The 23384-nt window shown below is 72.3% G+C and carries 14 protein-coding genes; 9 read left to right on the plus strand and 5 right to left on the minus strand.

Annotated features, from left to right (window positions below; genetic code table 11):
* The first annotated feature begins 102 nt into the window (after positions 1-102).
* From glgX to BN6_RS35135, 4 genes are all read left to right on the plus strand, one after another.
* The gene (glgX, locus tag BN6_RS35120; protein ID WP_015104614.1) at positions 103-2247 is read left to right on the plus strand and encodes a glycogen debranching protein GlgX; all 2145 of its coding nucleotides are present in this window, start codon (positions 103-105) and stop codon (positions 2245-2247) included.
* Between the two features lie 268 nt (positions 2248-2515).
* On the plus strand, positions 2516-3094 hold the full coding sequence (locus BN6_RS35125; RefSeq protein ID WP_015104615.1) for a cysteine dioxygenase: 579 nt from the start codon (positions 2516-2518) through the stop codon (positions 3092-3094).
* Positions 3091-3477: a rhodanese-like domain-containing protein gene (locus BN6_RS35130; RefSeq protein WP_015104616.1), complete on the plus strand. Its 387-nt coding sequence runs from the start codon at positions 3091-3093 to the stop codon at positions 3475-3477. The genes BN6_RS35125 and BN6_RS35130 overlap by 4 nt, the downstream gene beginning before the upstream one ends.
* A gap of 197 nt (positions 3478-3674) precedes the next feature.
* Entirely contained in the window at positions 3675-4799 is a 1125-nt protein-coding gene (locus BN6_RS35135) for a tetratricopeptide repeat protein (protein WP_015104617.1), read from the plus strand.
* Positions 4800-4870: 71 nt separating this feature from the next.
* Here BN6_RS35135 and glgP read toward each other — a convergent pair whose 3' ends face one another.
* Positions 4871-7441 (minus strand): alpha-glucan family phosphorylase, encoded by a 2571-nt coding sequence (gene glgP / locus BN6_RS35140; protein ID WP_015104618.1) that lies wholly within the window; start codon positions 7439-7441, stop codon positions 4871-4873.
* 150 nt (positions 7442-7591) lie between these two features.
* Positions 7592-10444 (minus strand): NACHT domain-containing protein, encoded by a 2853-nt coding sequence (locus tag BN6_RS35145; RefSeq protein WP_051075854.1) that lies wholly within the window; start codon positions 10442-10444, stop codon positions 7592-7594.
* Positions 10445-10836: 392 nt separating this feature from the next.
* On the opposite strand from BN6_RS35145, the gene BN6_RS35150 reads away from it, so the two are divergent.
* The 4 genes from BN6_RS35150 to glgB all read left to right on the plus strand — a co-directional run bounded on the left by BN6_RS35150 (position 10837) and on the right by glgB (position 18208).
* Positions 10837-12816 (plus strand): alpha-1,4-glucan--maltose-1-phosphate maltosyltransferase, encoded by a 1980-nt coding sequence (locus BN6_RS35150; RefSeq protein ID WP_015104620.1) that lies wholly within the window; start codon positions 10837-10839, stop codon positions 12814-12816.
* A 93-nt stretch (positions 12817-12909) separates the two neighbouring features.
* A complete protein-coding gene (treS, locus tag BN6_RS35155; RefSeq protein WP_015104621.1) occupies positions 12910-14721 on the plus strand; it encodes a maltose alpha-D-glucosyltransferase in 1812 nt (603 codons plus the stop codon).
* 5 nt (positions 14722-14726) lie between these two features.
* Complete coding sequence (locus BN6_RS35160; RefSeq protein WP_041319101.1) at positions 14727-16064, plus strand: maltokinase N-terminal cap-like domain-containing protein; 1338 nt, start codon at positions 14727-14729, stop codon at positions 16062-16064.
* Positions 16061-18208: a 1,4-alpha-glucan branching protein GlgB gene (gene glgB / locus BN6_RS35165; protein ID WP_015104623.1), complete on the plus strand. Its 2148-nt coding sequence runs from the start codon at positions 16061-16063 to the stop codon at positions 18206-18208. Before BN6_RS35160 ends, glgB begins: the two co-directional genes overlap by 4 nt.
* Here glgB and BN6_RS35170 read toward each other — a convergent pair.
* The 3 genes from BN6_RS35170 to BN6_RS35180 are packed head-to-tail and all read right to left on the minus strand — an operon-like array spanning position 18195 to position 21699.
* A complete protein-coding gene (locus BN6_RS35170) occupies positions 18195-18926 on the minus strand; it encodes a TolB-like translocation protein (protein WP_051075855.1) in 732 nt (243 codons plus the stop codon). The genes glgB and BN6_RS35170 overlap by 14 nt on opposite strands.
* Before the next feature lie 20 nt (positions 18927-18946).
* Positions 18947-20137, minus strand: a complete 1191-nt coding sequence (locus tag BN6_RS35175) for an MFS transporter (RefSeq protein ID WP_015104625.1) — start codon at positions 20135-20137, stop codon at positions 18947-18949.
* Positions 20137-21699 (minus strand): discoidin domain-containing protein, encoded by a 1563-nt coding sequence (locus BN6_RS35180; protein WP_015104626.1) that lies wholly within the window; start codon positions 21697-21699, stop codon positions 20137-20139. Before BN6_RS35180 ends, BN6_RS35175 begins: the two co-directional genes overlap by 1 nt.
* 296 nt (positions 21700-21995) lie before the next feature.
* Here BN6_RS35180 and BN6_RS35185 point away from each other — a divergent pair, with 296 nt between their 5' ends.
* Complete coding sequence (locus BN6_RS35185) at positions 21996-23381, plus strand: neutral zinc metallopeptidase (protein ID WP_015104627.1); 1386 nt, start codon at positions 21996-21998, stop codon at positions 23379-23381.
* Positions 23382-23384 lie beyond the last annotated feature (3 nt).

Genomic DNA, 23384 nt, shown 5'->3' on the forward strand with positions numbered 1-23384 from the left:
CGTCGATGCCTCGCCGCGCCCATTCTCGTGCAACGCCCGACGCGCGGGGGCGGCAGGGCCGTCCTCCCCACCGCGGGGCCGGATGCTGGGAAGATCAGGGGCATGGCCCTCGACTCGTCCCCGCTCGCAGGTCGGCCGTTCCCACTGGGTGCCCACCCGGAGGCCGGTGGTGTGCGCTTCGCGGTGTCCGTGCCGCCCGCCACGGCGGTCGAGGTGTGCCTGATCGGCGACGACGGCTCGGAACGGCGCGTGGAGCTGACCGAGCGCACGTTCGGCGTCTGGCACGGCACCGTGGCAGGCATCACACCCGGCCAGCGCTACGGCTACCGGGTGCACGGCCCGTACGACCCGTCGCGCGGGCTGCGCTGCAACCCGGCCAAGCTCCTGCTCGACCCGTACGCCCGGCAGATCACCGGCACGGTCACCTCGCCGGAGGCCGCCCTCGGCTACGTCGACGACCCGATGCTGGGTCCGCCGTCGCCGGTCGACTCGCTGGGCTCGGTGCCGCTGTCGGTGGTGGCTTCGCCCGGCGGCCCGGACACCGGCGTGAAGCCCGAAGTGCCGTTCGAGGAGGCGGTGATCTACGAGCTGCACGTGCGCGGGTTCACCCAGCGCCACCCGGACGTGCCCGAGCACCTGCGCGGGACCTACCTGGGCCTGGCCCACCCGGCGGTGGTCGAGCACCTGGCGCGGCTGGGCGTCACCTCCGTCGAGCTGCTGCCGGTGCAGGCGTTCCTGGACGAGCCGGCGCTGGTCCGCGAGGGCCGGCACAACTACTGGGGCTACTCGCCGCTGAGCTACTTCGCGCCGCACCCCGGCTACGCGAGCGAGCCCGGCCGCGAGGTCGAGGAGTTCCGCACCATGGTGGCCGCGCTGCACGCCGCCGGCATCGAGGTGCTGCTCGACGTGGTCTACAACCACACCTGCGAGGGCGGCCCGGACGGGCCGACGCTGTGCTACCGGGGCTTCGACGCGCCCGGCTACTACCTGCACATCGAGGGCGGCGGCACGCTCGACATCACCGGCTGCGGCAACACCCTGGAAGCCGGGTCGCCGCAGGTCGTGCGGATGGTCGCGGACTCGCTGCGGTACTGGACGACCGAGCTGGGCGTGGACGGGTTCCGGTTCGACCTGGCCTCCACGCTGGGCCGGCCCGGCGGCGGCCGGTTCGACCGGGCCTCGGCGCTGCTCACCGCGATCACCTCGGACCCGGTGCTGTCCCGGTGCAAGCTGATCGCCGAGCCGTGGGACGCGACCGGCGACGGCTATCGGGTGGGCGACTTCGGCGTGCAGTGGGCCGAGTGGAACGGGCGCTACCGGGACACCGTGCGGGACTTCTGGCGCGGCCACACCGGCGTGCGCGACCTGGCCTACCGGCTGTCGGGCTCGTCCGACCTGTACGCCGACGACCTGCGCCGGCCCTGGCAGTCGATCAACTTCGTCACCGCGCACGACGGCTTCACGCTGCGGGACCTGGTGTCCTACAACGACAAGCACAACGAGGCCAACGGCGAGGACAACCGGGACGGCACCAACGACAACCGGTCCTGGAACTGCGGCGCGGAGGGCGAGACCGACGAGCCCGGGGTGCTCGCGCTGCGCGCCCGCCAGGCCCGCAACCTGCTGGCCACCCTCCTGCTGTCCACCGGCACGCCGATGCTGACCGCGGGCGACGAGCTGTGGCGCACCCAGGGCGGCAACAACAACGCCTACTGCCTGGACGACGAGACGTCGTGGGTCGACTGGGACCCGACCGAGGAGGGCACGGCGATGCTGGCGTTCACCCGCCGGGTGATCGGCCTGCGGGCGACCAGCCCGGCGCTGCGCCAGCCCGAGTTCTTCGACGGCCGCACCACGCCGTCCGGCGCGCCGGACCTGGTCTGGTTCCGGGTGGACGGCGAGGAGATGGCCGAGACCGACTGGTTCGACGAGGGCCGCCGGTTCCTCGGGATGTGGATCGACGGCTCCACCTCGCTGTCGCGCACCCGCGAGGGCGAACTCGTGTCCGACGACTCGTGGCTGCTGCTCCTGCACGCCGGCGCGGAGGCGATCACCGTCACGCTGCCCGGCGTGGAGTACGGCGAGCGGTTCGAGCCGGTGCTCGACTCGACCACCGGGGACGGCTCGCCGGCGCGGCCGGGGCGGCTGGAGCCGGGCGGCCCGCTGGAGCTGGGCCCGCGGTCGCTGCTGTTGCTCAGGGTGCCCGAGGCGGGTCGCGTGCCCGAGGCGGGTCGCGACAGGGCCTGAACACCTCGGTCCCCGAGCCAATCCTGGCTGGTGAGAGGCCCTGCGCGGACCCCGCCGGCCGTGGCACCATGCACCCGTGGCCCGTCAGTTGCTCACGTGGTGCGACCGCACGATCGACCTCCTCCTGGTGGCGTCGTGCGGGTGTAGCCCGACGCGACGTGGCGGCTCGGCTTGACCCCTGGTGGACCTCCCGCCGCGGTGAGCCGGTAAGGCCCCCGTCGCGTCTTGATCGCTACCCCGCACGTTTCCGTAGCCATCAGGAGCGATTTTGACTTCCGTTATCGCGCGCGCCGATGTGCACCCGGCGCTCGACGTCCCGCTGTTCCGCGACCTGCTGCACCCGTCCCGGGACCTGTGGACGCCCCGCGAACTGCGCGAACTGACCTCGTACGTGGCCAGTGAGCTGACCACGCCGCTGCTGTCCATCCTGTCCTTCGACGCCGGGCAGCGGTGGTGGGCCCGGCTCGGGCTCACCGAGGGCGTCGAGCTGTGGCTGCTGTCCTGGCTGCCCGGCCAGGGCACCGAGGCGCACGACCACGGCGGCGCGGCGGGCTCGTTCACCGTGCTGACCGGGGAGCTGTCCGAGGACTACCGCTACCCGGGCGGGCCGATCCGCTCGGCCGAGCGCGGCGTCGGGTCCGCGATCGGGTTCGGGGCCGGCCGGGCGCACCAGGTGACGAACAAGGGCCAGGTGGGCGCGGCCAGCGTGCACGCCTACTCGCCGCCGCTGGTGCCGACCCGCGAGTACCCGAGCCTGGCCGACATCCCGGGCGAGATCGCACCCCTGCCCGCGCGGCGGCTGCCGCTGGACCGGTTGCGGGTGCTCGCGGATCTGGAGGGGCCGTGAGCGCGGAGGCACTGCTGGAACAGGCGCGGGCCGGGTTGCGCCGGGTCGCGCCCGAGGAGCTCGCCGGGCTGTCCGACGTGCTGCTGGTGGACATCCGGCCGCACCACAACCGGCTGGCCGAGGGCGAGATCCCCGGTTCGGTGCCGGTCGAGCGGATCGTGCTGGAGTGGCGGCTGGACCCGGCGGGCGAGTACCGCATCCCGGGGTTCGGCGCGGAGACGACCGTGGTCGTGCTCTGCAACGAGGGCTACGCCTCCAGCCTGGCCGCGCGCGACCTGCAACGGGTCGGGCTGCCCAACGCGACCGACCTCGTCGGCGGGTTCCGGGCGTACGCCGAGGCCGGCCTGCCGATCCGCGAGGGCGCGACGCCCGCCGTCGTGTAGCCCAACAAGCGACCCAGTCGGGTAACCCCGTCTTCCCACCCGACGTCGCGCCGGCAGGTTTCCCGGACCGGGAGCAGGGCCCGGTCCGGGACGCCTGCCGGCGCGACGTCGGCGTGGTGCCGGTGTGGTTGTTCGGCGGGGCGGTCGCGGGGCGACGGGCACGCGCGCCGGGGAACCGCCGGCCGCCGGGTAGCGTCATGGGGTTTGTGTGGATGGTGCTGACGGCGCTGGTCGTCATCGGACTGGTCGTGTGGGATCCGGGCTTCTGGGCGGAGAGCCTGGCCGGCGCGACCTGCGGCCTGCTGGCCGCCATGGCGCTGCTGCAGCTCGGGCTGCTGCTCGGCGCGCTGCTGTGGCGGGTGCGGGTGTCGCTGGTGGTCGTCGGCGTCGGCGCCGAGGTGCGCACCTGGAACACGCCGCAGCGGCGGGTGGTGCTGCGCGCGGTGCCGGTGGTCATGTCGGTCGGGCTGACGTCCGTGCGCACGCCGGTCCGCCGGCGGCTGTGGCTGACCTCGCTGGTGTCCGTGCTGCTGACCGGGCTCGCGGTGGCCGCGTGCTGGGTGTTCCTGGCCGACGGGCCGTTCGGGCTGGGCCTCGCGGTGGCCGCGTCCGCCGTCCTGCTGCACGGGCTGGTGCCCCGGCGCGGGGCGGGCACGACCTCGCCCGGGTGGTTCCTGTTCCGGCTGCCGTTCCTGACCGGGCGGGTGGTCGAGGAGCTGGAGGCCACCCCGATGGTGAACCAGGTGTCCGACGCGCTGTCCGCCGGCGAGCTGGACCGGGCCGAGGCGATCGCCGGGCGGCTGCTCGACGCGCACCCGACGCTGCTGGTCGCGATCGGCTCGCAGGTGGCCGTGCTGACCATGCGGACCCGCTACGCCGAGGCGCTGCACCTGGTCAGCAAGCTGGTCGGGCGGACCGACCTGGAGCAGCGGGACATGGCGTTCGTGATGGCCGAGATGGCCAGTTCGACGGCCAACGCGATGGAGGCCGGGCAGCTGCCGGTCGAGGTCGGCATGGGCGCGGCGCGCCGGGCGTCGGACGGGGCCGTGCAGCTGGGCTACCCCAAGTACCGGTGCACCGGGACGCTGGCGCAGCTCGCGCTGCTGGAGCGGGACACCGACCTGGCGATCGAGCTGGCCGGGCAGGCGAAGCGGACCAGCGAGAGCGCCCTGGGCCGGGCGGACGCGCTGGCCACCATCGCCCGCGCGCAGATGGCGGCCGGCGACAACGCGGCCGCCCGGCGCACGCTGACCGAGGCGAACGAGCTCGCGGGCTGGATGCCGAGGGTCGCCGAGACCAGCGCCCGACTCGACATCCACTGACCGCCCCGGTCCCGACCCGCTCGACGGCCGCTCGACGGCCGGTCGACGTCGACGCCGGGCCGTCCGGGTGACTACCCGGCCAGGACCACCCGACCAAGTTCGGCCGGCGACGCGAGCAGGTCGTGCCTGGGCAGCACCCGGACCGTGTACCCGACCGCCCCGGCGTGCGGCAGCGGCACCTCGATGTCGTAGTTGCCGTTGCCCGCGTACCGCATGGTGTGCGTGACCACGTCGTACAGCTCGTCCGAGTCGCCGACCTTGCCGAGCACGACCTGGACGTCCACCTCGGAGGCCTCCAGCCCGGCCAGCTCGATCCGCGCCCGCACCCCGACCGGCGTGCCCAGCAGCGGCACGGCCGAGCCGCTGAGCGTCATCTCCGACTCCAGCACGCGCACGCGCGTCCACGACGCACGCAGGCGCTGCCGGTACGCGGCGAGCTCCTTGGCACCGCGATAGCCCTCGCCGACCACGGACCCCGCGGACGACGCGGCGGGCGCGTACAGGTTCTCCACGTACTCGCGCACCATCCGCGACGCCTGCACGGCCGGGCCGAGCGACGCCAGCGTGTGCCGCACCATCGCCAGCCAGCGGGTCGGCACGCCGGTGTCGGCGCGGTCGTAGAACAGCGGCGCGACCTGGTTGCCGAGCAGGTCGTAGAGGGCAGCGGCCTCCAGGTCGTCACGGCGGGTCGGGTCGGTGACGCCGTCCGCGGTCGGGATCGCCCAGCCGTTGCTGCCGTCGTACAGCTCGTCCCACCAGCCGTCCCGGATGGACAGGTTGAGGCCGCCGTTGAGCGCCGACTTCATCCCGGACGTGCCGCACGCCTCCAGCGGGCGCATCGGGTTGTTCAGCCACACGTCGCAGCCCCAGTACAGGTAGCGGGCCATCGACATGTCGTAGTCGGGCAGGAAGACGATCCGGTGCCGCACGCCGGCGTCGTCGGCGAACCGGACGATCTGCTGGATCAGCGCCTTGCCGCCGTCGTCGGCCGGGTGCGACTTGCCCGCGACCACGAGCTGCACCGGGCGCTCCGGGTGCAGCAGGAGGGCGCGCAGCCGCTCCGGGTCGCGCAGCATCAGGGTCAGCCGCTTGTAGGTGGGCACCCGGCGGGCGAAGCCGACGGTGAGCACGTCCGGGTCGAACACCGTGTCCGTCCAGCCCAGCTCCAGGGCGGACGCGCCGCGCTGGAGCCAGGACTGCCGGGTCCGCCGGCGCACCTCGTGCACCAGCTTGCCGCGCAGGTCGGTGCGCAGCTCCCAGAGCCGCTGGTCGGTGACCGGCTCGAAGCCGCGCAGGCCGACGCCGGCGTCGTCGGACTCGCCGAGCAGCCGGCTCATCTCGGTGGCCGCCCAGGTCGGGCCGTGCACGCCGTTGGTGACCGAGCCGATCGGCACCTCGGTGACGTCGAAGCCCGGCCACATGCCGCTGAACATGCCCCGGCTGACCTCGCCGTGCAGCTTGGACACGCCGTTGGCGCGCTGGGCCAGCCGCAGGCCCATGTGGGCCATGTTGAACAGGCCGGGGTTCTCCTCCGCGCCGAGCGCCAGCACCCGCTGCGTGCTCACGCCGGGCAGCAGCGCCTCGGAGCCGAAGTAGTGCTGCACCAGGTCCACCGGGAACCGGTCGATGCCGGCCGGGACGGGCGTGTGGGTGGTGAACACGGTGCCCGCGCGCACGGCGGCCAGCGCCTGGTCGAAGTCCAGGCCCTCGCCGGTCACCAGCTCGCGGATCCGCTCCAGGCCGAGGAAGCCCGCGTGCCCCTCGTTGGTGTGGAACACCTCGGGGGCCGGGTGGCCGGTCAGCTCGCAGTACGTCCGCACGGCCCGCACGCCGCCGACGCCCGCCAGGATCTCCTGCCGGATCCGGTGGTCCTGGTCGCCGCCGTAGAGCCGGTCGGTGACGCCGCGCAGGTCCTCGTCGTTCTCCTCGACGTCGGAGTCGAGCAGCAGCAGCGGGATCCGGCCCACCTGGGCCTTCCAGATCTTGGCCCGCAGCACCCGGTCGCCGGGCATGGCCACGTGCACCAGGATCGGCGCGCCGGACGGCTCGGTGAGCAGCTCCAGCGGCAGCCCGCGCGGGTCGAGCACCGGGTAGTGCTCGATCTGCCACCCGTCCAGCGACAGCGCCTGCCGGAAGTAGCCCGAGCGGTAGAGCAGGCCGACCGCGATCAGCGGCACGCCCAGGTCGGAGGCCGCCTTGAGGTGGTCGCCGGCCAGCACGCCGAGGCCGCCGGAGTAGTTGGGCAGCGCCTCGGTGACGCCGAACTCCATGGAGAAGTAGGCGATGGCCGTGGGCAGCGGGCTCAGCTCGTAGTTGCCGTGCTCGCGCCGCTGCTGCACCTCGTCCTGGCGGCGCTGGAACCAGCGGGCCCCGGTGGTGTAGCGGGTCAGGTCGTCCGCGAGCGCCCGCGTGTGGGCGAGGAACTGCTCGTCCCGGGCCAACGACACCAGCCGCTCCGGGTCGACCGTGGACAGCAGCCGCAGCGGGTCCCCGCTGTCCGACCAGCGGTCGGGGTCGATCGAGGCGAACAGGTCCTGGGTCGGCTGGTGCCACGTCCAACGGAGGTTCGTGGCGAGCGTGCCCAGTGCGGACAGCGGCTCGGGCAGGCTGGCTCGGACGGTGAACCGGCGAAGTGCTCGCATGGCGTCGGACCCTATCCCCCATCCAGCGGCGCGGAGCAACGGTCACCCGTACCGATGCAGGGACCGATCCAGTCCGACCAGCACCGATGCCTTCGGCGTGTTCTTTCGTACACAACAGTCCGGCACCGCGCACACCGCACGGGTGCGGCCTCAGCGGTTACCCCGATCGGTGGCCAGCACGATGGTCTCGTCGGCGGCCACCTCGCCGGCCCGGCGGCACTCCAGGTAGGTGGTGCCGGCCGCGATCCGCCGGTACCGGCCGGCGTCCGCGGGCGAGGTCTCGTCCAGCTCCGCAGCCACGCACAACGCACCCAGCCGGATCACCGAGGCCACCTCGCGGGTGAGCGGTTCGCCGCCGACGACGACCGGGCGGGCGGCCTCCCGCACCCGCTCGGGCAGATTCGGGTCCCACAGCCCGGTGCGCAGACCGTGCACGTCACCCATGACGTCGGCGACGAGCTGCACGGGATCGACGTCCCCCGGGCCGGTCTTCACCAGGGCGAGGATCGACGTACCGCCGTCGGGCAGGGCGGACCGCGCCGAGTCCGGCGTGGCGACCCACGCCAGCATGGAGTCCAGGTAGCGGGTCATCGCCTTCCCGACGAACGCCTCGGTGGCGGCGCGCGGGTCGCGGACGACTCCCAGCGAGCCGAGCCGGTAACCACGGCCGAGACCGAGCATGTGCACCACGGGCTCGTCGCGCTCCCCGACCTGCGCGTCCCGCACCTCGCGCACCTGGTCGGCCAGCGTCCGCTGCTCCGACTTCGACCTCCACTTCGGCCACCGGGCCGACGCGACCCAGGCCAGCCGGTGCGCGACGGACGTCAGGAAACCCAGGTCGAGTCCCAGTTCCGAGGCGAGCGCGATGGCCGCGATCAGGTCGGCGGCCGACCTCTCGTGACCGCCGCCCACCCGCACCGACCGGAGCGAGCCGGGCGCGATGACGGGCGGGACCGGCTCCAGGTCCAGGAGCACCGAGACGTGGTCGAGCAGCAGCAGGCGCGGCACCACCCCGGTCGGGTCGATGTCGGATGCCGCGCGGACGGCCATCCGCTCGACGTCGAGCCGGCGTGCGACCGCGGGGTGCGTGGCGCCCGACCTGAGCCAGTAGGGGCGTCCGACCTTGGCCAGGCCCCGGCGCACCGCCGGGGCCTCGGCCTCCGCAGCGGACGGCAGGCGGTACGCGGTCCGGTCGCCGACCATGGCGTTGGCCCAGGTGACGAAAGCGTTCGCGTCGCTCGACCACACGCCCCGCACCGGCGCGGCGGGTTCCACGTCCGGAGGCACCGGCCGGTCGTTGTAGCGCAGGTAGAGCCCGTACAGGGTGTTGGTGACCGGCCTGGCGTACACGCGGGCGTCGCCGACCCGGACCATCTCGCGGCCCAACCGGGTGAGCATGATGCCCGCGACGAGCTGCCGCTGCTCCGGGTCCTCCGCGAGGGCGTCGGCCAGCCGGGCGAGCTGTTCGCGCAGCTCCGGGGACAGCTCGTTGCACACCTCCGCGCAGTCCAGCGCCAGCGCGAGCGCCCCGACCGAGCCCTGCTCCACGCACGCCTGCACGACCGGATCGGCGGACGTCCGCGCCACCCCCAGCACGATCGCCTCCCGCCACCAGTCGTCGTCCACCTTCGCCGCCAGCACGGACAGGTCGCCCAGCTCACGGGCGTGCGCGGCGGCCAGGTACTCCTGGAACGTCAGGTGCGCGAACGAGAACACCCCGCTCTCCCGCTCGACCAGCAGCCCGTTGGAGCTGACGTCCTCCAGCAGCGCCTCCTCGGTCATCGAGGTCGACATCCGGAGCAGCATCGGCTTGAACCGCGCGAGCACGTCGGCCCGCGAGACGTCGCGCACCCGGCGTTCCATCATCGTGAACGCCAGCGCGCGCAGCACGACCTCCTTGCGGTTGCCGTCCAGCCGCACCGGGAGGTTCTTGGCCTCGTGCCGCCGCCACAGCATGACCTCGCAGATCTCCCGGTACAGCTCGGCGCGGCTGTCCGGGAGCTTGCTGCCGAACCGGTGCACGTTGGCGACCATGGTCAGCAGCAGCGGGTTCACCGTCAGGTCGTACAGGGTGGAGTTCGCGTGCAGCTTGTCCAGCAGTTCGTCGGCGGCGGCCTCGGCGCGCAGGCGCACGGCCCGCCCGTCGTCGCGCGTGCTGAGCTTCTCGATCGCCGAGTACCAGCCGCGCACGAAACCGGTCACCTGCTCGTCGGTGAAGTCCCGCACCTGGAGCACGGCCGCGCCGTTGACCGGTGCGGCGAGGTAGCCGTGCGGGCGGGAGGTGAGCACGTAGTCGTTGCCCGGGTACTGGGCGGTCTGCCGCTCGACCCAGTCCGACACCTTGCGCCGGTCGGCCTTGTCGGCGACCTCGTCCAAGCCGTCGAGCAGCACCAGGCAGTCGCCGCGCCGCAGGCGCTGCTCGAACCAGCCGGGCGGTTCCTGCGGCCCGTACCGGCCGAGCCGGTCGCGCACGAGGGTCGCCAGTTCCGCGCCCGCCACGATCTCGGCCACGTGGTCGCGCAGGTAGAGCAGGATCGGGATGCGCCGGCGGCCCCGGCGGGCCCGGCTGACCGTCAGCGCGAGGTGCCGCAGCAGGGTGGTCTTGCCGCTGCCCGGCACGCCGATGATCGCGAGCACCACCGGGTCCGGGCGGTCCAGGAACTCGGTCACCGCGTGCCGGCCGCCGGCCGAGAGCCGGGACAGCAGGCCGGTGGGCGCGTGGTGCGGCGCCTGGTAGGCCAGGCCCACGTCGACGAACACGTCGTCGAACTCGGGCGTGTGGAAGCCGACCACGGCCAGGCCCTTGAGGTCGATGAACTTCAGGCTGGCCCGGGTGTACTCGCGGTAGTGCCGGCCGAACCGGGTCACCCCGCGGCGCAACCCGAGGTCCACCCGGTCCACGACCCGCGCGCTCCACCGCTTCCACAGCGCGCGCGGTACGAGCAGGAGGGCGGCGGCGACGGGGGTGATCGCGGCGGCGGCCCAGCCGAGGTTTGCCAGCACCCGCCGATTCAAGAGCAGCCGGCGACCCGGGCACAGACCCGATCGAGCGATCTCCACCGTGGCCGCCACCCGTGGACCGCCCTGGGCGGCGAGGTGCGCCGGTCACGGACAATTGACCCGTAGTTTTCTTCAGGGACACCGAAGTGGGTCTCCCGCACTCCAAGATCACACCACGCGGTCACGCAGGACCAATGAGACCATCGTTCGGGTGACACACGCTCCGGTGAGTGGGATCGGCGTCTCCCATTACGAGACCGAGGTCACCGCCAAGTGTGCGATCCCCCTCGACGGGGTACGAACACCAGGTACGCAGTCCCCGGTGACAACCTGCGCGACCGGTACGGGCAAACTTGACCTTGCAAGCGTCACACCAGGTGAGAGGGGCGCTGCCGATGAGCGGACGACTCGGTATCGACGACGTCTCCCCGACCGTGGGCTGTGGCCGGTACCCGGCCAAGGCCGTGGTCGGCGAGCACGTCCCGGTGGGAGCGACGGTGTGGCGCGAGGGCCACGACGCCGTCGCGGCCACCGTGACGTGGCGGGGACCCGGCGACCGGGTCGCGAGACAAACGCGGATGGTCGCGGAGGGCGTCGGGCTCGACCGCTGGACCGCCACGATCGTCCCGGACGCCGAGGGCGCGTGGACCTTCCGCGTCGACGCCTGGTCCGACCCGTGGACCACCTGGCTGCACGCCGTCGAGGTGAAGATCGCCGCCGGCCAGGGCCCCGACGACCTGCACAACGACCTGGAGTCCGGCGCGCGCCTGCTCGACCGGGTGTCCCGCCGCCCCGACCGCCGCCGGGACAAGCCGCTGCTGGCCAACGCCGCCGCCGCGCTGCGCGACGAGGAGCGCCCGCTGGCCGAGCGGGTCGCGCCCGCGCTGGCGCAGGACGTGCGCCAGGTCATGCACGAGCACCCGGTGCGCGAGCTGGTCACCAAGGGCAAGCCGCAGAAGATCTGGGTCGACCGCACGCGCGCCGCGTTCGGCTCCTGGTACGAGTTCTTCCCGCGCTCCACGGGCGGGCTGGACGAGGCCGGCGTCCCGGTGCACGGCACGTTCGCCACCGCGACCAAGGACCTCGACCGGATCGCCGCGATGGGCTTCGACGTGGCCTACCTGCCGCCGATCCACCCGATCGGCCGGGTGAACCGCAAGGGCCCCAACAACACGCTGGTGGCCACCGAGGACGACCCGGGCTCGACCTGGGCGATCGGCGCGGACGAGGGGGGTCACGACGCGATCCACCCGGAGCTGGGCACGCTCGACGACTTCGACGCGTTCGTGGCCCGCGCCGGCGAGCTGGGCCTGGAGGTCGCCCTCGACCTGGCCCTGCAGTGCGCGCCGGACCACCCGTGGGTGCTCAAGCACCCGGAGTGGTTCACCACCCGCCCGGACGGCTCGATCGCCTACGCCGAGAACCCGCCGAAGAAGTACCAGGACATCTACCCGGTCAACTTCGACAACGACCCGCAGGGCATCTACAACGAGGTGCTGCGCGTGGTGCGGCACTGGGTCGACCACGGGGTGCGCATCTTCCGGGTGGACAACCCGCACACCAAGCCGCCGGACTTCTGGGCGTGGCTGATCTGGGCGGTCAAGGACGAGCACCCGGACGTGCTGTTCCTGTCCGAGGCGTTCACCCGCCCGGCCCGGCTCTACGGGCTGGCCAAGCTCGGCTTCACCCAGAGCTACACCTACTTCACCTGGCGCACGACCAAGGAGGAGCTGACCGAGTTCGGCTCCGAGCTGGTCGCGCACTGGGACGAGGCCCGGCCCAACCTGTTCGTCAACACGCCGGACATCCTGCACGAGTCGTTGCAGCACGGCGGTCCGGGCATGTTCGCGCTGCGCGCCGCGCTGGCCGCGACGCTGAGCCCGACCTGGGGCGTGTACTCCGGCTACGAGCTGTTCGAGCACCAGGCGGTGCGGGAGGGCAGCGAGGAGTACCTGGACTCGGAGAAGTTCCAGCTGCGCCCGCGCGACTTCCGGCAGGCGGTGGCCGACGGCCGGTCGCTGGAGCCGTGGCTGCGCAAGCTCAACACGATCCGCCGCGCGCACCCGGCGTTGCGGCAGATGCGCACGCTGCGCTTCCACCACGTCGAGAACCCGGCGCTGATCGCCTACTCCAAACAGGACCCGGGCAGCGGTGACACGGTGGTCGTGGTGGTGAACCTGGACCCGCGCGAAGCCCAGGACGGCACGATCTGGCTGGACCTGCCCCTGCTCGGCTTCGACTGGCACGAACGCCTGATCGCGCACGACGAGGTGACCGGGGAGACCTGGGACTGGGGCCAGGCCAACTACGTCCGCCTGGAGCCGTGGCGCGCCTCGGCGCACATCGTGAGCGTGCAGCGCAGGTTCGGCGGCTAGACCCAGCGGACAACTCTCGACACCAGTCCCCGCGCCCCGCAGCGCGAGGGACCGTCGAACGTACCCCCGACTAGGTGGGACGAGGTGGAGCAGATGGCAGAACAACCCCGACCCGACGCCGCGCTGACCGGACTGGACGGCGTGCCGCACACCGGTGAGGCCATCGGCGCGGACGGCCTGCTGGTCGAACCGCAGGCCGAGGACTTCCGGTCGGCCAAGCTCGCGCCGCGCGAGCCGGACTGGTTCAAGGGGGCGGTGTTCTACGAGGTGCTGGTGCGCGCCTTCACCGACTCCAACGGTGACGGCACCGGCGACCTGCGGGGGCTCGCGTCCCGGCTGGACTACCTGGAGTGGCTCGGCGTCGACTGCCTCTGGCTGCCGCCGTTCTACGCCTCGCCGCTGCGCGACGGCGGGTACGACATCTCCGACTTCCGGGCCGTGCTGCCCGAGTTCGGGTCGGTGGAGGACTTCGTCTACCTGCTCGACGAGGCGCACCGGCGCGGCATCCGGGTGATCACCGACCTGGTGCTCAACCACACCAGCGACGCGCACCCGTGGTTCCAGCAGTCGCGGGCCGAGCCGGACGGGCCCTACGGCGACTACTACGTCTGGGGCGACGACGACCAGCGCTACCCGGACGCCCGGATCATCTTCGTCGACACCGAGTCCTCGAACTGGACCTACGACCCGGTGCGCGGCCAGTTCTACTGGCACCGGTTCTTCGCCCACCAGCCGGACCTCAACTTCGAGAACCCGGACGTGCAGGAAGCCATGCTGGACACCCTGCGGTTCTGGCTGGACCTGGGCATCGACGGGTTCCGGCTGGACGCGGTGCCGTACCTGTTCGAGCAGGAGGGCACGAACTGCGAGAACCTGCCGCGCACGCACGACTTCCTCAAGCGCTGCCGCAAGGTGGTCGACGACGAGTACCCCGGCCGGGTGCTGCTCGCCGAGGCCAACCAGTGGCCCTCCGACGTCGTGGAGTACTTCGGGGACCCCGAAGTGGGCGGCGACGAGTGCCACATGGCGTTCCACTTCCCGCTGATGCCGCGGATCTTCATGGCGGTCCGCCGCGAGTCGCGGTTCCCGATCTCGGAGATCCTGGCCCAGACGCCGCAGATCCCGGACGGCTGCCAGTGGGGCATCTTCCTGCGCAACCACGACGAGCTGACGCTGGAGATGGTCAGCGACGAAGAGCGCGACTACATGTACGCCGAGTACGCCAAAGACCCGCGGATGAAGGCCAACATCGGGATCCGCCGGCGGCTCGCGCCCCTGCTGGAGAACGATCGCAACCAGCAGGAACTCTTCACGGCCATGCTGCTGTCGCTGCCGGGATCGCCCGTCCTCTACTACGGTGACGAGATCGGCATGGGCGACAACATCTGGCTCGGGGACCGGGACGCCGTCCGCACGCCGATGCAGTGGACCCCGGACCGCAACGCGGGGTTCTCCTCCTGCGACCCGGGACGGATCTACCTGCCGGTGATCATGGACCCGGTCTACGGCTACCAGGGCCTGAACGTGGAGGCACAGCTGAACAACCAGTCATCCCTGCTGAACTGGACCCGCCGGATGATCGAGGTGCGCAAGCAGCACCACGCGTTCGCGGAGGGCGACTTCACCGACCTGGGCGGCTCGAACCCGAGCGTCCTGGCCTACCGGCGGCGGTGGCGGCGGCCGGACGGGCACGAGGACATCGTGCTGTGCGTGAACAACCTGTCCCGGTTCCCGCAGCCGGTCGAGCTGGACCTGTCCGAGCACCGCGGCGCGCGCCCGGTCGAGCTGACCGGCGGGGTGCGCTTCCCGACCGTGGGCGACCTGTCCTACCTGTTGACGCTGCCCGGTCACGGCTTCTACTGGTTCCAACTGGTCGAAGCGGGCGACGAGGGCGAGACGAGGTGAACCCGGTGACCGAACCGCACGACCTGCTGGTCGACAAGGTGATGACCGAACTGCCCGCGTGGCTGCCCGCGCAGCGCTGGTTCGGCGGCAAGGACCGGCCCGTCACGGCCGTCCGTCCACTGCGGACGTGCGTGCTCAGCGCGGGCGAACCGGTGCTGGTGCACCTGGTGGTGGAGGTGCAGCAGCCGGACCGGCGCGAGCCCTACCAGCTGCTGGTCACCGACCTGGTGGAGAACTACGACGCGACCACCGAGCCCGAGCTGACCGGCCGGCTGCTCGACCTGATCGCGGCCGACACCGAGGTCGACGGCCTGGTGTTCGCGCACGAGCCGGACGTGGAGCTCCAGTCCGGGCTGCGCGGCCGGCCGATCACCTCCGAGCAGTCCAACACCTCGCTGGTGTTCGGCAGCCAGTACATCCTCAAGCTGTTCCGCAAGCTCACCCACGGCGAGAACCCGGACCTGGTGCTGCACCGCGCGCTGCACCTGGTGGGCTGCGAGCACATCGCGCGGCCGCTGGGCTCGATCACCGGCACGCTGGACGGGCAGCCCACCACGGTCGGGATGCTCCAGCAGTTCCTGCCCGACGCGGTGGACGGCTGGGCGATGGCCACCACCAGCGTGCGCGACCTGATGGCCGAGGGCGACCTGCACGCCGACGAGGTGGGCGGCGACTTCGCGGGCGAGGCGCAGCGGCTCGGCCAGGCCGTGGCGACCGTGCACGGCGACCTGGAACGGGCGCTGGGCACCGAGCACGCCGACGACGAGGACATCGAGCGGACCGTCCGGGCGATGGTGACCCGGCTGGACACGGTGGCCGAGGCGGTGCCGGAGCTGCTGCCCTACGTCCCGGCGTTGCGCGGGGCGTTCGAGCAGGCCCGGGACACGCCCGGCGCGATCGCCATCCAGCACATCCACGGCGACCTGCACCTGGGCCAGGTGCTGCGGACCGTGCAGGGCTGGCTGCTGATCGACTTCGAGGGCGAGCCGGGCGCGCCGATCGCCGAGCGCACCTCGCTGCGCTCGCCGCTGCGCGATGTGGCCGGGATGCTGCGATCCTTCGACTACGCGGCCCACCAGCTGCTCGTCGGCCGGCCGGAGGACCACCAGCTCGCGGTCCGGGCGCTGGAGTGGTCGCGGCGCAACCGCGCGGCGTTCACCGAGGGCTACGCGGAGGCGGCTGCGTCCTCGGTGGGCGACCCGCGCGGGCGCGGCCACCTGCTGCGGGCGTTCGAGCTGGACAAGGCCGTGTACGAGGTCGCCTACGAGTACGCGAACCGGCCGGAGTGGTTGACGGTGCCGCTGTCGTCGATCGCCCGCATCACTGGAGAGGGAGCACGATGACCGAGGACGTCGACCGGCTGCTTTCGGGGTCGCACCACGACCCGCACTCGGTGCTCGGCGTGCACCACCTGCCGTCCGGCGAGGTGGTGGCGCGGGCGTTGCGGCCCGGCGCGTCCGCGGTGTCCGTGCTGGCCGGCGACAAGCGCTTCGAGCTGGACCGGGTGGCCGACGGGCTGTTCTCCGGCGAGCTGCCCGAGCACCCGGGCGACTACCGGCTGGAGGTCGACTACGGCGACTCGACCGTCGAGGTCGACGACCCGTACCGGTGGCTGCCCACGGTCGGCGAGCTGGACCTGCACCTGATCGGCGAGGGCCGGCACGAACGGCTGTGGGACGTGCTCGGCGCGCGCGTCCGGGCGTACGACACGCCGGCCGGCCCGGTCACCGGCGTGTCGTTCGCGGTCTGGGCGCCGACGGCCCGCGGCGTGCGGGTGTGCGGCGACTTCGACGGCTGGGACGGCCGCGCGCACCCGCTGCGCTCGCTGGGCTCGTCGGGCGTCTGGGAGGTGTTCATCCCCGGCATCCCGGCGGGCACCCGGTACAAGTTCCGGATCCTGGGCCGCGACGGCGGCTGGCACGAGAAGGCCGACCCGATGGCGTTCGCCACCGAGGTCCCGCCGCAGACCGCGTCCGTGGTCACCGAGTCGACCTACACGTGGGGCGACGCCGAGTGGGAGGCGCGCCGCGACGCCACCGAGTGGATCAACGCGCCGATGAGCGCTTACGAGGTCCATCTGGGTTCCTGGCGTCCGGGTTTGGGCTATCGAGAGCTGGCCGAGGAGCTGGCCGCGTACGTCACGGCGGCCGGGTTCACGCACGTCGAGCTGATGCCGGTGGCCGAGCACCCGTTCGGCGGGTCGTGGGGCTACCAGGTCACGTCGTACTACGCGCCCACGTCCCGGTTCGGCTCACCGGACGACTTCCGGCACTTCGTGGACGTGCTGCACGCCCACGGCATCGGCGTGATCATGGACTGGGTGCCGGCGCACTTCCCCAAGGACTCCTGGGCGCTGGCCCGGTTCGACGGCACCGCGCTGTACGAGCACGCGGACCCGCGCCGGGGCGAGCACCCGGACTGGGGCACCCTGGTGTTCGACTTCGGGCGCAACGAGGTGCGCAACTTCCTGGTGGCCAACGCGCTGTACTGGATCGAGGAGTTCCACATCGACGGCCTGCGGGTCGACGCGGTGGCCTCGATGCTGTACCTGGACTACTCGCGCGAAGAGGGCCAGTGGCTGCCCAACCAGTACGGCGGGCGGGAGAACCTGGACGCGGTGCGGTTCCTCCAGGAGCTCAACGCGACGGTCTACAAGCGGCACCCCGGCGTGGTGATGGTGGCCGAGGAGTCGACGGCGTGGCCCGGCGTCACCCGGCCGACCCACCTGGGCGGCCTCGGGTTCGGGTTCAAGTGGAACATGGGCTGGATGCACGACACGCTGCACTACCTGTCGCGCGAGCCGGTGCACCGGTCGTTCCACCACAACGAGATCACGTTCTCGCTGGTGTACGCGTGGAGCGAGAACTTCGTGCTGCCGCTCTCGCACGACGAGGTGGTGCACGGCAAGGGCTCGCTGTGGCAGCGGATGCCCGGCGACGACTGGAACAAGGCGGCGGGCCTGCGGTCGCTGCTGGCGTTCATGTGGGCGCACCCGGGCAAGCAGCTGCTGTTCATGGGCGGCGAGTTCGGCCAGCAGGGCGAGTGGTCGGAGTCGCGGTCGCTGGACTGGCACCTGCTGGAGTCGCCCCTGCACGCGGGCATCCACGCGCTGGTGGGCGACCTGAACGGGGTGTACAAGCAGAGCCCGGCGCTCTACAGCGCGGACGCCCGGCCCGAGGGCTTCGAGTGGATCGACGCGAACGACTCGGCGGGCAACGTGCTGAGCTTCCTGCGCGTCGGCGCGGACGGCTCGGTGCTGGCGTGCGTGGCGAACTTCGCCGGCTCGCCGCACCACGACTACCGGGTCGGCCTGCCCTCGACCGGCCGCTGGCGCGAGGTGGTCAACACCGACTCGGTCGGCTACGGCGGTTCCGGGGTCGGCAACCTCGGCGGCGTCGAGGCGGTGGCGCAGCCGTGGCACGGCCGGCCGGCGTCGGCGGTGCTGCAACTGCCGCCGGCCGGCGTGCTCTGGCTCATCCCCGAGTGACCTGCGGCGGGCCCGAGCCGTCGGCGGGCACGGTCCACCGCTCGTCCGCCAGGCCGTAGCCCACGGTGTCGGCGTCCGGCCACACGGCCTGGTCGTCGACGCTGCGGGTCTCGGCCAGCGGCGTCTCCGCCATGGTCGCCAGGTCCAGCACGTGCAGCCGCCACGGTCCCGGCTCGACCCTCTTCTTGAAGGCCAGCCGGGTGCCGTCCGGGGACAGCGACGGGCACTCGACGTTGTCCCGCAGCGCCTCCGCCTCCCACGTCCGGTAGTCCGCGCGGATCAGGTGGGTGCGGCCCCGGCTCGCCGCCGTGGCGTAGAAGGTGCTGTCGTCGGCGGTGAACGTGACGCCCCAGAAGTTCAGGTCGGGCGCGAAGTACCGCTGCCCGCCCACGGTGAGCGGGATGTCCTCGATCGACTTGCGCAGCTCGTCGTTCGAGGTGTCGAAGATGCCGGTCCGGGTGGAGAACCCGGCCGTGTTGTAGGAGTCGCCGGACACGAACACGGTGAACGACACCATCCGGCCGCTCGGCGAGACCTGGAGCCGGCTCGGGATGCCCGGGATCTCGTGGCGGGTCTCCCGGCCGGCGGCGGTCACCACCAGTTCCACCATCGGCGGCAGGCCGGGCAGCGCCCGCAGGCACGCCGACGTGGACGCCGCCGCGGACCGCCGGTGGCACGCGTCGGACGCGCCCACCGCGTGGCCGCGGGCGTAGAGCACGTACCCGGTCGCCGCCAGGATCAGGACGACAGCGGCCGCAACACCGCCGCGCCAACCAAGACGGCGGCCAGCGCGGTCAGCGACACGGTCAACGCCGTCGACACTCCCCAGATCGTCCACAACGCTCCAAACAGGACAGAGGACACGAGTTTGGCCAACGCCTGCCCGGTTTGCAGCACCGCCAGGCCGCTGGTGCGCAGCGCGGCGGGCAGCAACGGGCCGGCGGCGGCCGGCAGCACGCCGTCCGTGGCGGCGTAGAACAGGCCGTGCAGGGCGAGCACGACGAACACGTTGACGTACGGCGTGAGCAGCAGGCCGAACGCCGCCGCCAGCGCCACGTGCCCGGTCAGGAACACCGGCCACCGCCCCACCCGGTCCGCGAGCCGGCCCAGCGGCACGGCCAGCAGCAGGTAGACCGCCGCCGTGCCCAGGGCCAGCAGCGGGAAGTGCACCGCGTCCAGCCGGAGTTCCTGCTGAAGCAGCAGGTACAGGAACCCATCGCCGACGGCGACCGCGCCGAGCAGCGCGGCCCACCCGACGACCCGGCGGAACTCCCGGGTCCACAACGACCTCAGCCGGGGCCGGGTCGCCGCGGGCGACTGCCGATCGCGCACCAGCAGCGCGAGCAGCACGACGCCCAGCACGGCGAAGCAGAGGCTGGTGACGAACACCGCGTCGTAGGACCCGAGGCTCGCCCACAGCACGAACATCGCCGCCAGCGGCCCGATGAACGCGCCGACGGTGTCCATCGCGCGGTGGACCCCGAACGCCCGGCCGAGCCCGTCGGCCGGGCTGCTCAACGAGATCAGCGCGTCGCGCGGCGCGGTCCGCAGACCCTTTCCGGTCCGGTCCACGGCGAGCACACCGCCCAGCGCGACCGGCGAGGACGCCACCAGGAACCCGATCTTCGCCGCCGCCGACAGGCCGTAGCCCGCCAGCGCCACGGCCTTGCGCCGCTGGAACCGGTCGGCGACGTGCCCGCCGAGCAGCCGGACCACGGCCGTCACCCCGGAGTAGAGCCCGTCCAGCACGCCGAACAGCAGCGGGCTCAACCCGAGCGCGACCACGAAGTAGAGCGGCAGCACCGCGGTGACCATCTCCGAGGAGATGTCGGTGACGAGGCTGACCAGGCCGAGGGCGAGCACGTTGCCCGCCACCCGGCCCCCGCCCCGGGCGCCCTCCGGCGCCTGACGTGCGGTCGCGAGGTACATCAGTGGCAGTTGTAGGTCGGCGTGCTGTCGACCGGCTTCCCGTCCAGGCCCAGGTACTGCCAGGAGTAGGTGGAGTCGGTCAGGGTCATCTTGAGCACGCCGTGGGTGGACTTGGCGAACTCGGTGACCGCGGGGTTCGCGGACACCTTGTACAGCGACGCGCCGCCACCGCCGCCGATCACCGAGCGGGTGCCGTTCGGGTCGGCCTTCCCGGCGGCGTTCAGCGGCTTGAACCGCTCGTAGTGGTGGTCGTGGCCGGCCAGCACGAGGTCGGCTTTGTTGGCCACCAGGGTGTCCCACAACCCCGCGCTGCTGGTGTTGTTGCCGTGCTCGCCGGAACTCCACCGGGGGTGGTGGAAGTACGCGGCGACGCACCCCTTGCGGTTGTTGGCAAGGTCCTGCTTCAACCACTCGATCTGCGCGGAACCGGGCTTGCTCGACTCGTTGGAGTCCAGGGCGACGAAGTGCCAGTTGCCCTGGTCCCAGGAGTAGTAGGTCTTGCCCTGCGGCGTGGCGATCGCGCCGAAGTAGCCCTTGTAGCCGGCCAGCGGCGGGCTGTCGTAGGTCTCGTGGTTGCCCGGCACCGGCTTGGTCTTCGCCTTGAACTTGCCCCACGTCTTGTCGTAGTAGTTCTGGAAGTCCGACAGGTGGGCGTCGTCGTACTGGTTGTCCCCCATGGTGATCACCGCCAGGGGGTTCAGCTGCTCGACCAGCTTGGCGGTCTTGGGGTGCACGCAGGACGAGCTGCTCGCCGTGCACTGCTCGGCGATGTCGCCCGCCGCCGCGATCACGAACGACCCCGACCCCGCGCCGGTGGTGGCCCGGACCTGGTTGCCGACCGCGGACGTGTTCCCGGCCGCGTCGCGCGCCCGGACCGCGTAGTCGTAGCCGGTACTGGCGGCCAGGCCGCCGTCGGTGTAGGTGGTGCCGTTGGCGGTGCCGACGACGACACCGTCGCGCAGCACGTCGTACCCGGTCACCCCGACGTTGTCGGTGGCCGCCGTCCACGCGAGCGACGCACTGCTCGCCGTGGTCCCGGTGACCCGGAGACCGCCCGGAATGCTCGGCGCGACGGTGTCACCACCACCGCGCACGCCGTAGACCTCCAGCTCCCAGATCGAGTAGCCGTAGCTGGTGGCCCGCGCCGTGCCGAGAACGCGCAGGTAGCGGCCGGAGCTCTGGAGCCCGGCGTGGGTGTCGGAGTCGCCGTCGCCGGTGCTGCGACTGCTGATGTCGGTCCAGGCGGAGCCGTTGGCGGAGATCTGGACCTTGTACTTGGTGGCGTAGGCGGCTTCCCAGCGCACGATCACCTGGTGCACCTCGGAGGTGCTGCCCAGGTCGACGGCGAGCCACTGGGGGTCGATGCCGGGCGCGCTGGCCCAGCGGGTGTCGGTTCGGCCGTCCACGGCGAACTGCCCGGCCAGGGTGGGTTCCTCGGCCGACGAGGTGGTGACCGGTCGGCCTTGGGAGAGCAGGGAATCGGCTGGTGCGCTGGCGGCGGTCAGCGGCTGTGCGAGCAACAAGAGCACAGCCGCCGACGCCAACGGGGCGACACGGCGCACGGTGTTCTCCTCACGGTCCGGGGCGGCGGCTCGGGAGTCGAATAGTAAAGATTGTTTACAATCCGGAGGCTAGCGCCGCACCCAGCCCACGTCAACGCCCTGTCACCCCGCACGCACACCCCGACACCCACCCAGGCACGAACGTCATCCCCCGCACCCCACGGAGTAACCACTTCGTTACCGCGCGTTCCGCCGCCGATCCTGCGCAACCGGCGCGGACGCCCCCCGACCCCTCACCTGGCGCACGAAGTGGCGAGAACAGCCCCCAAGGGGTCGAAAGTCTGCACAATGGTCCGATGCGGCACGCATCGGGTCGGCTGATCCTGCTGGTAGCGGTGGTTTCGACGGCGCTGGTCGCGTCGGCGTGCACCCAAGCCGTCCCCGGGCGGCCGGTGGCGGGCAAGGTCGTCGCCAAGGACGGCGTCGACCCGAGCTTCATCAAGGGCACCGACGGCGGCGACATCGACCGGCTGGGCGCCACCGCGATCACCGACGTCGACAAGTACTGGGAGCAGGCGTACCCGGCCACGTTCGGCGAGAAGTGGCGGCCGATCGAGGGCGGCGTCTACTCGGTGGACACCGCGGACCCGGCCGCCAAGCCGCCGCCGTGCACCGAGAAGGCCAGCGACGTCGAAGGCAACGCCTTCTACTGCCCCAGCGCCGACGCCATCGCCTGGGACCGCGCCGCCCTGCTGCCCGTCCTGCGCGACGGCTACGGCGACGCGGCCGTGGTGATCGTCCTGGCCCACGAGATGGGCCACGCCGTGCAGCGCCGGATGGGCATCACGCCCGAGGCCGAGCGCAAGAACCCGGAGAAGTACCCGACCATCCTCACCGAGGCGATGGCCGACTGCTTCGCCGGCAGCTTCATCAGGTGGGTCAACGACGGCAAGTCCGAGCACCTCGACATCGGCACGGACACCCTCGACGCGGCGCTGGGCGCGCTCATCTCGTTCCGCGACCCGGTGGGCACCTCGCCCAACGACAAGTCCGCGCACGGCAACGCCTTCGACCGCGTGTCGGCGTTCCAGGACGGGTACCAGGAGGGCACCAAGTTCTGCTCCGGGATGACCGTGCAGACCCGCAAGTTCACCCAGCAGGGCTTCACCAACGTCGACGACCGCGACCGCGGCGGCAACCTGCCGTTCGACGAGATGCTCGACGCCATCACCCCGGACCTCGACAACTACTACAAGGCGCTGGTCACGTCCAAGGGCAAGACGTGGACGCCGCCCAAGACCACGCCCACCCAGAAGGAGCCGGACTGCTCCGGCGACCAGGGCCCGGTGGCGTTCTGCCCGAAGGACAAGTCGGTGGAGATCGAGGTCGCCGAGGAGCTGCCCGAGCTGCACGCCAAGATCGGCGACTACGCGACCGGCATCCTCCTCGCGTCGAGGTACGGCATGGCGGCGCGCGCCGCGCTCGGCAAGGAGGTCGACGGCGACGAGGCGTCGGCCGGCGCGCTGTGCCTGGCCGGGGCCTACACCCGCGAGGTGTTCACCCGCCGGCAGGGCTTCGGGTTGTCGCCCGGTGACCTGGACGAGGCGGTGAAGGTGCTGCTGGCCTACGACTACGCGGCCCGCGACGGGTCCGGCGAGGCGTCGGTGGCACCGGGCTTCAAGCGCGTCGACGTGTTCCGCAGCGGCGTGTTCGTCGGCGACAAGGCGTGCGGGCTCGGATAGTTC

The organism is Saccharothrix espanaensis DSM 44229 (genome assembly GCF_000328705.1).
Taxonomy (GTDB): domain Bacteria; phylum Actinomycetota; class Actinomycetes; order Mycobacteriales; family Pseudonocardiaceae; genus Actinosynnema; species Actinosynnema espanaense.

What these genes read in the sequence shown, in the direction of transcription:
- glgX (WP_015104614.1), top strand. Translation starts at nt 103, where the DNA reads ATGGCCCTCGACTCGTCCCCGCTCGCAGGTCGGCCGTTCCCACTGGGT.
- BN6_RS35135 (WP_015104617.1), top strand. Translation starts at nt 3,675, where the DNA reads ATGGGGTTTGTGTGGATGGTGCTGACGGCGCTGGTCGTCATCGGACTG.
- glgP (WP_015104618.1), bottom strand. Translation starts at nt 7,441, where the DNA reads ATGCGAGCACTTCGCCGGTTCACCGTCCGAGCCAGCCTGCCCGAGCCG.
- BN6_RS35150 (WP_015104620.1), top strand. Translation starts at nt 10,837, where the DNA reads ATGAGCGGACGACTCGGTATCGACGACGTCTCCCCGACCGTGGGCTGT.
- treS (WP_015104621.1), top strand. Translation starts at nt 12,910, where the DNA reads ATGGCAGAACAACCCCGACCCGACGCCGCGCTGACCGGACTGGACGGC.
- glgB (WP_015104623.1), top strand. Translation starts at nt 16,061, where the DNA reads ATGACCGAGGACGTCGACCGGCTGCTTTCGGGGTCGCACCACGACCCG.
- BN6_RS35175 (WP_015104625.1), bottom strand. Translation starts at nt 20,137, where the DNA reads ATGTACCTCGCGACCGCACGTCAGGCGCCGGAGGGCGCCCGGGGCGGG.
- BN6_RS35185 (WP_015104627.1), top strand. Translation starts at nt 21,996, where the DNA reads ATGCGGCACGCATCGGGTCGGCTGATCCTGCTGGTAGCGGTGGTTTCG.